We start from the raw sequence: 7,889 nt of genomic DNA, 5'->3' as shown, positions 1-7,889 counted from the left end.
GTCGCTATGAGGCGGGTAAACAGTCGAGTCCTCCGGCCAGGGGCGCAAGTGGCTCCTGTGACTCACCCCGCGATCGACAGCACGATGCCGTCCAGGATGTCGTGCTCGCTGACGATCAACTCGTCGATCCCGGCACGGGCACGCAACTCGCGCGCCAACTCCTCGACCACGATCGCGCCCCCGCCGATCACGTCGGCCCGTCCCTCGTGCATGGGCGGCAACGCGGCGCGCTCGGCGCGCGGCATGGCGATCAGCCGCTCGCACACCGCCAGCAGGTCACCGCCGGGAACGCGCGAAAGGTGAATGGCCGCAGAGTCATACGCCGTCATGTTGTGGGCCAGCGCGGACAGCGTGGTCATCGTCCCGGCCAGCCCGACCCAGGTCCGCGCCCCCTGAACGGGCACCACCCCCAGCGCGACGTCGAGGCGCTCGCGCACCACGGCGCGGGCCGCCGCCACCTCCTCGGGTGTCGGCGGGTCGGAATGCAAACAGCGCTCGGTCAGCCGGACGCAACCGATGTCGGCCGAGTAGCTCGCCACCACGGCGTCCCCGCCGAGCACGATCTCGGTGGAGCCCCCGCCCAGGTCGACGACGACGAAAGGACCCGTGGCAGGGTCTAATTCACCGACCGCGCCGCGGAACGACAGGGCGGCCTCTTCGGCGCCGCTGATCACCTCCGCCACCGCGCCGGGCACGACGGCGCCCAGCACCTCGGCCGTCATCGCAAAGAAGTCATCACGATTCGCGACGTCGCGAGCGGCCGACGTGGCCACCATCCGCACCCGCTCGACCCGGTGCCGACGCAGCAGGGCGGCGTAGTCGGCCAGCGCGTCGCGGGTCCGCGCGATCGCCTCCGGCGCGAACTGACCCGTGGCATCGACACCCTGGCCCAGCCGCACGATCCGCGTCTCCCGGTGCACGTCGCGCAGCCCGCCGTCGCGCACGTCGGCGATCAGCAACCGGATCGAGTTGGTGCCACAGTCGATTCCGGCGAACCTGCTCACCATTGGCCCGCCACCAGGATGCCGGCCATCGCGGGCTCGGGCGCCAGGATCGCCAGCGCCTCGTCGCCGAGCGGGTTGCAGCCGGGCCCCTTGGCCAGCGAGTGCGCGATCAACACGTGCAAACACTTCACCCGGTCCGGCATTCCGCCGCCGGAGAACGTCGTCCCCAGCGGCTCGATCGCGTCACGCTCGGCCAGATATGACTCGTGGGCCCGTCGGTACGCGGCCGCCAATTCCGGGTCCTGGCGCAGCCGTTCGGACATCTCGCGCATCAATCCCGTCGTCTCCAGCCGGCTCGCGGCCGCGGTCAGCACCGGATGGGTCAGGTAGTACAACGTCGGAAAGGGCGTTCCGTCAGGAAGTTTCGGCGCGGTCTTCACCACGCCGGGCTCACCGTTGGGGCAGCGATAGGCGACCTCGAGTACGCCGCGCGGCTCCCGCCCGAGCTGACGCGCCACGGCCTCGAGGTCGCCACGATCAACCACCGGGCGTCGTGGGGTTGGGTTCGGGCGGGGGCACGTTGGCGGGCGGCAGGTGCGGCGCGTCGGCGATGGTGTGCCACAACGCCGTGTACCAGGGATCGCTGCTCGCGGGTTTCGCCGCCTGGGCCCCGGGCTCGGACGGAGCCGCCGTCGGCGGAAGCTGAACCTGGAAGGGGATGTCACCCGGTTTCACGAACCCGAGCCGCTCGCGGGCCTGCGCCGCGATGTAGGCCGGGTCCCCGAGTTTGGCCTTTCTCTGCTCGAGGTCGGCGATCTGACGGCGCAGCGCGGCTTCGCTTGCCGTCAGCTGATTCATCTCGGTGCGCTGGGCGAAGTAGGTGCGCACCGGGCCGGCGATGGTCAGGGTCAGCACGCACACGACCGCGGCGAGCACCGCCGCGCGCCGCGCCGTGAAGCCGAGCCGCTGCTCGGACCGTTGCTCGACGGACTCGGCGACCTGGCGCTTGATGGGCTCGACCACATGCTCATAGACCGAACGCGGGCTGGCCTGCTTCGCGGTTTGGGACGGCTTGGATGACGGCTTCGCGGTGCGGCGGCGCCGAACCGGATCCCCGGCCTTCCCCGGGCGCGATGCCGGGGAGCGCCGTTTCGGATCCGGCTTGGCGGGCAAGCTATTTGGCCTCCGGCGCGTAGCGCGGGAAGGCCAGATCGCCGGCGTATCGGGCGGCGTCGCCCAGCGCCTCCTCGATCCGCAGCAGCTGGTTGTACTTGGCGACGCGCTCGCTGCGGGCGGGCGCGCCGGTCTTGATCTGCCCGCTGCCGACTGCCACCGCCAGGTCGGCGATCGTGGTGTCCTCGGTCTCGCCGCTGCGATGGCTCATCATCGTGCGGTAGCCGCTGTGGTGGGCGAGCGCGACGGCGTCGAGCGTCTCGGTGAGCGTGCCGATTTGATTCACCTTGACCAGCAACGCATTTGCGACGCCCTTCTCGATACCTTCTTCGAGGCGCTCGGGATTGGTGACGAAGATGTCGTCGCCGACGATCTGCACGCGGTCACCGATCGACGCCGTCAGGGCCGCCCAGCCGTCCCAATCGTCTTCGGACAGTGGGTCTTCGATGGACACCAGCGGATAGGAGTCGAGCAGCCCGCCGTAGAACTCGGCCATCTGCTCGGCGCTGCGGGTGCTGCCCTCGAAGGCGTATCCGGTGCCGTCGGTGTAGAACTCGGTGGCCGCCGCGTCCAGCGCCAGCGCCACGTCGACGCCCAGCTTGAAACCGGCCGACTCGATGGCCCGGCCGATCAGGTCCAGCGCCGCGGTGGTGCCGGCCACGTCGGGCGCGAAGCCGCCCTCGTCCCCCAGCCCGGTGCTCAGGCCCTCCTTCTTCAGCACGGACTTGAGCGAGTGGTACACCTCGGCGCCCCAGCGCAGCGCCTCGCCGAAGCTCGGGGCGCCGATCGGCGCCACCATGAACTCCTGGATGTCGACGGCGGTGTCGGCGTGCGCGCCGCCGTTGAGGATGTTCATCATCGGCACCGGCAGGATGTGCGCGTTCGGGCCGCCGATGTAGCGGAACAGCGGCAGCTCGGCGGAATCGGCGGCCGCCTTCGCGACGGCCAGCGACACGCCCAGGATCGCGTTGCCGCCCAGCCGGGACTTGTCGGGGGTGCCGTCGAGGTCGACCAGCGCCTGATCCACCAACCGCTGGTCGTCGGCGTTGAGCCCGATCACCGCCGGGCCGATCTCGTCCAGGACGGCCTCGACGGCCTTGCGCACGCCTTTGCCGCCGTAACGCTCACCGCCGTCGCGCAACTCGACGGCCTCGTGCTCGCCGGTCGACGCGCCGGACGGCACGGCCGCGCGGGCAAACGTGCCGTCGATCAGGGCGATCTCGACCTCGACCGTCGGGTTGCCGCGGGAATCGAGGATTTCGCGGGCCCCGACCTGCTCGATAATCGGCACTGGGTTTCTCCTTGTGTTCGTAGCTGGTGCCGGCCTCGCCGCCGATAGCGTAAAGCCTGATACATCCTGCTACAGCGGGTGACCCGCCGCGTAGGCGGTCGCCCAGTCGCGCACCGCGCGCGCGTAGACGCCGGAGTTGTTGTAGGCCCTCAGCGCGGTGATCCAGCCGCGGGGCGTTGCCAGATCCTTTCCGCGCCAACACAGGTAACCGGCCGCCGCGAGCGCCGCGTCGTCGATGTTGTCCGGGCTGACGCGGCCGTCGTTATGGGCGTCGACGCCGTACAGCCGCCAGGTCTCGGGGATGAACTGCATGGGCCCCATGGCCCGCACCACCCCGTCGTCGTCGGCCACCTCTTCCTCGCTGTCGACGATGCGCAGCGTGCCGCCGCTGCCGTCCAGGCGGACGCCGCGGATCGGGGGGCTGACATCGCCGTTGGGCGCCAGCCGCGCGCCGCGGTAGGTGCCGTGGTGGCTCTCGACCTGCCCGATGCCCGCCAGCGTGGTCCACGCGATGTGGCACTTCGGGTTTTCGACCTGGGCGACCCGGGCGGCGTACGCGTAGGCCTCCAGCGCGATCACGGGGATCTCCAAAGTCGCCGAGCGCTGTTCGGCCCACGCCCGCAGCTGATCCGCGGGCCGCCCGCTGGCGTGCGTGTCCACCGGCGGCACGGGCGCCCCGGCCGGCGGCGGGACGCCTTCGGGAATGAACAGGCTGAGCTGCCAGGTGCAGCTGGAGGCCAGCAGCATCGCGGTCGCGCCGATCACGGCGGCCGCGCGCAACCAACGCCTCGGCGACACCATGCTGGTTAAAGCTCCCTCAAATCCCCTGCGCCAACTTCCGCCTAACCATCGTCCCATGGGTTTCGGTGTTGTTCGGTTGCGTTGGTCAGTCGGCTTCGGCCGTGGCGTCGGCGGCGAGCTCGTCTTTGGGCCAGTGCGCCCGCCACTCGTCCTCGGTGACCTCTCCGAGCGGGGCCGCGTCGAGCTCCTCCGGGACGCCGTCGCCGCGGCGGGTCGCGGCGATCGCCCGCTCCACCCCGCGGACGGTGTCCACGAACTGAAGAACCGCCGCGCGCAGCGCGCCTTCGGCGTCGCCGTCGGCGGACACCGACACGGACGTGATGTCGGCGGGGACGAGGTCGGCCGGCAGGCCCGCCTTCTCGGCACGCTGAATCACCTTCTGCGCCAACGCCAACGCCGGTTGGCCGGTGTGCACGTCGTCCATCACCGACTTGCGCGGCTTTTCGGCCGCCTTGCGCTCCTCCCATTGCGCCAGCTGCTCTTCGAGCGAAATGGTTTGACCCGCAAGCACACCTGGCACCCGATTGCCCAGCTTGCGCATCAGCGTGACGGCGACGTCGTCGATGGTGAAGGGAAGCTGCGGGGCGTCCTCGGCGATGCGGGCGTGGAAGAGGACCTGCAGCAACACGTCGCCGAGTTCCTCACGCAGCGCCTCGGCGTTGCCGCTGCGGACCGCGTCCAGCACTTCGTACGTCTCCTCGAGCAGGAACCTGCGCAGCGAGTCGTGGGTTTGTTCGCTCTCCCACGGGCCGGCGGTGCGCAGTTTGTCCATCATCGCGACCACGTCGACCAGTCGTTCGCCGCGAGGCGTCTCCGGCGCGGAGATCAACCGGGCGCCGGCCGCGAGCCGGGCGGTGACCGCGGGATGTTCGGGGTCCGACGACAGCAGCACCGGCGCCGGATGGTCGGGGTCGCCGGAGTGCACCGGGCGCGCCGCGGGCAGCGACCACGGCACCGCGACGGGCATTTCCTCGGTGTACTGGACCTCCCCGCCGAGGTGTTCGATGGCCTCCACGGGTACCAGCGACGGGCGGCGCGGGTCGAACAGGACGACGATCGTCACGCGCGCCGCTCCTCCCCGCTCGTCGGTGCCGGTGACCCCGTTATACCAATGTCTATCTGTGGTTTTCCCTGCAGTGCGGTGACCAGATCGGCCACCATCTGCACCAACTCGACGTCCCGGATGCGCGCCGCGCCGACGCCGCCGGCCCGCGGGATCGGCACCTGCACGGTGGAGGTGGTGGCGCGGTAGCCCGCCGCGGGATACATCCGCTTGAGCCGCACCTGGGCCGAATCGGGCAGCGTGATCGGCGACAGCCGCACGGTTGCCGCGGACGGCGCGGACACCTCGGTGATGCCGGCGGCCCGGCACAGCAGCCGCAACCGCGCGACCGCCACCAGCCGCAGGGCCGGCTCGGGCAGCGCGCCGTAGCGGTCGACGAGCTCCTCCACGACGGCGCCGACGGCCTCGTCGTCCGAGGCCGCGGCCAGCCGCCGGTAGGCCTCCAGCCGCAGCCGGTCGCTGGCGATGTAGTCCGGCGGCAGGTGGGCGTCCACCGGCAGGTCGATCCGCACGTCCTTGGGCTCCTCGGCGGTGGTCACCGTCTGGCCGTCGGCGGCCGCCCGGTACGCCTCCACGGCCTCGCCCACCAGCCGCACGTATAGGTCGAACCCCACCCCGGCGACGTGCCCGGACTGCTCGACGCCCAGCACGTTGCCCGCCCCGCGGATCTCGAGGTCCTTCAGCGCGACCGCCATGCCGGCGCCCAGCTCGTTGTTCTGGGCGATGGTCGCCAGCCGGTCGTAGGCCGTCTCGGTCAGCGGCGCGTGCGGCGGATACAGGAAGTAGGCGTAACCGCGCTCGCGGCTGCGCCCCACCCGGCCGCGCAGCTGGTGCAGCTGGGACAGCCCGAAGGTGTCGGCGCGCTCGACGATCAGCGTGTTGGCGTTGGAGATGTCCAGGCCGGTCTCCACGATCGTGGTGCACACCAGGATGTCGTATTCGCGGTTCCAGAAGCCCTGCACGGTGCGTTCCAGCCGGTCCTCGGGCATCTGCCCGTGCGCGACGACGACCCGCGCCTCGGGCACCAGCTCGCGGACGTGCGCCGCGGCGCGGTCGATCGAGCTGACCCGGTTGTGCACGTAGAACGCCTGCCCGTCGCGCAGCAGCTCGCGCCTCAGGGCGGCGGCCACCTGCTTGTCGTCGTGCGGGCCGACGTAGGTCAGCACGGGGTAGCGCTCCTCGGGCGGCGTCAGGATGGTCGACATCTCGCGGATCCCGGCCAGGCTCATCTCCAGCGTGCGTGGGATCGGGGTGGCGCTCATGGTCAGCACGTCGACGTGCGTGCGCAGGCTCTTGATGTGCTCCTTGTGCTCGACGCCGAAGCGCTGCTCCTCGTCGACCACCACCAGGCCCAGGTCCTTCCAGCGCACCCCGGTCTGCAGCAGCCGGTGCGTGCCGATCACGACGTCGACCGACCCGTCGGCCAGGCCCTCGACCACGGCGCGGGACTCGGCGTTGTCGGTGAACCGCGACAGCCCCTTGACGGTCACCGGGAAGCCGGCCATCCGGTCGCTGAACGTCTGAAGGTGCTGGTCGGCCAGCAGCGTGGTCGGCACCAGCACGGCGACCTGCTTGCCGTCCTGGACGGCCTTGAACGCCGCGCGCACCGCGATCTCGGTCTTGCCGTAGCCGACGTCGCCGCAGATCACCCGGTCCATCGGGATCGGCTTTTCCATGTCGGCCTTGACCTCGGTGATGGCGGTCAGCTGGTCGACGGTCTCGGTGAAGCCGAACGCGTCCTCCATCTCGGCCTGCCACGGGGTGTCGGGCGCGAACGCGTGACCGGGGCTGGCCTGGCGCTTGGCGTAGAGCGCGACGAGCTCGCCGGCGATCTCGCGGACCGCGCGGCGGGCCTTGGTCTTGGTGTTGGCCCAGTCGCTGCCGCCGAGCTTGGAGAGCGCGGGCGCCTGGCCGCCGACGTAGCGGGACAGCTGATCCAGCGAGTCCATCGGGACATACAGCTTGTCCGAGCCCCCACCTCGCTTGGACGACGCGTATTCGAGCACCAGGTACTCGCGCCGCGCGCCGCCGACCGTGCGTTCGGTCATCTCGACGAACCGGCCGATGCCGTGCTGGTCGTGCACCACCAGGTCGCCGGCCGTCAGCGCCAGCGGGTCGACGGTGTTGCGCCGCTTGGCCGCCAGCCGCTTGCCCTCGACCGCGGTGGCCCGGCTGCCGGTGAGGTCGGCCTCGGTGATGACGACGAGGTTGGCACCCTCGATGATCACGCCGTCGTGCAGCGGGCCCTTGAGCACGCTGACGACCCCCGGCTTGAGGGAGGTGTCGGCCGCGTCCGGTTCCAGCATGGCGGCGGGGGTGTCGGAGTCGGCGAGCCGCTCGACCACCCGGTGGGCGGTCCCGGCGCCCGGGGCGACGACGGCGGCGTAGCCACCGGTCGACACGTGCGCCCGCAGCATCGCGAAGATGCCGTCGATGTCCTGCTGGTGCCCGCGGGCCGACGGCGCCGCCCGGATGTCCAGCTCCATCGCGGACTCGGCGGACAGCTGGCTCAGCGTCCACCAGGGATGGCCGGTGCGCGCCGCGGCGGCGTGCACGTCGTCCAGCTCGGCGAACCCCGACCCGCCGAATTGCGCCACGTCGACGGGCGCGTCGGTGC

At 71.2% G+C, this 7,889-nt stretch carries 7 protein-coding genes; all 7 read right to left on the bottom strand.

Features of this window, described 5'->3' with window-relative positions; genetic code table 11:
- Positions 1 to 62 precede the first annotated feature (62 nt).
- The gene (locus A5702_RS02950) at positions 63 to 1,007 is read right to left on the bottom strand and encodes a Ppx/GppA phosphatase family protein (RefSeq protein WP_068218120.1); all 945 of its coding nucleotides are present in this window, start codon (positions 1,005 to 1,007) and stop codon (positions 63 to 65) included.
- Positions 1,001 to 1,489 (bottom strand): DUF501 domain-containing protein, encoded by a 489-nt coding sequence (locus tag A5702_RS02945; RefSeq protein ID WP_067822221.1) that lies wholly within the window; start codon positions 1,487 to 1,489, stop codon positions 1,001 to 1,003. Before A5702_RS02945 ends, A5702_RS02950 begins: the two co-directional genes overlap by 7 nt.
- Positions 1,482 to 2,117, bottom strand: coding sequence for a septum formation initiator family protein (locus A5702_RS02940; protein WP_068218118.1), 636 nt, complete (start codon positions 2,115 to 2,117; stop codon positions 1,482 to 1,484). Before A5702_RS02940 ends, A5702_RS02945 begins: the two co-directional genes overlap by 8 nt.
- Before the next feature lies 1 nt (position 2,118).
- Positions 2,119 to 3,408, bottom strand: coding sequence for a phosphopyruvate hydratase (gene eno, locus A5702_RS02935; RefSeq protein ID WP_068218116.1), 1,290 nt, complete (start codon positions 3,406 to 3,408; stop codon positions 2,119 to 2,121).
- A gap of 69 nt (positions 3,409 to 3,477) precedes the next feature.
- Entirely contained in the window at positions 3,478 to 4,206 is a 729-nt protein-coding gene (locus tag A5702_RS02930) for a lytic transglycosylase domain-containing protein (RefSeq protein ID WP_156349535.1), read from the bottom strand.
- 88 nt (positions 4,207 to 4,294) lie between these two features.
- Positions 4,295 to 5,266, bottom strand: coding sequence for a nucleoside triphosphate pyrophosphohydrolase (locus A5702_RS02925; protein WP_156669463.1), 972 nt, complete (start codon positions 5,264 to 5,266; stop codon positions 4,295 to 4,297).
- A 2-nt stretch (positions 5,267 to 5,268) separates the two neighbouring features.
- A partial coding sequence (mfd, locus tag A5702_RS02920) for a transcription-repair coupling factor (RefSeq protein ID WP_068218111.1) occupies positions 5,269 to 7,889 on the bottom strand: 2,621 nt, incomplete at its 5' end.

Origin of the sequence: Mycobacterium sp. E3339 (genome assembly GCF_001666915.1) — a bacterium.
GTDB lineage: Bacteria > Actinomycetota > Actinomycetes > Mycobacteriales > Mycobacteriaceae > Mycobacterium.
This window is presented reverse-complemented; position numbering and strand designations above follow the sequence as displayed.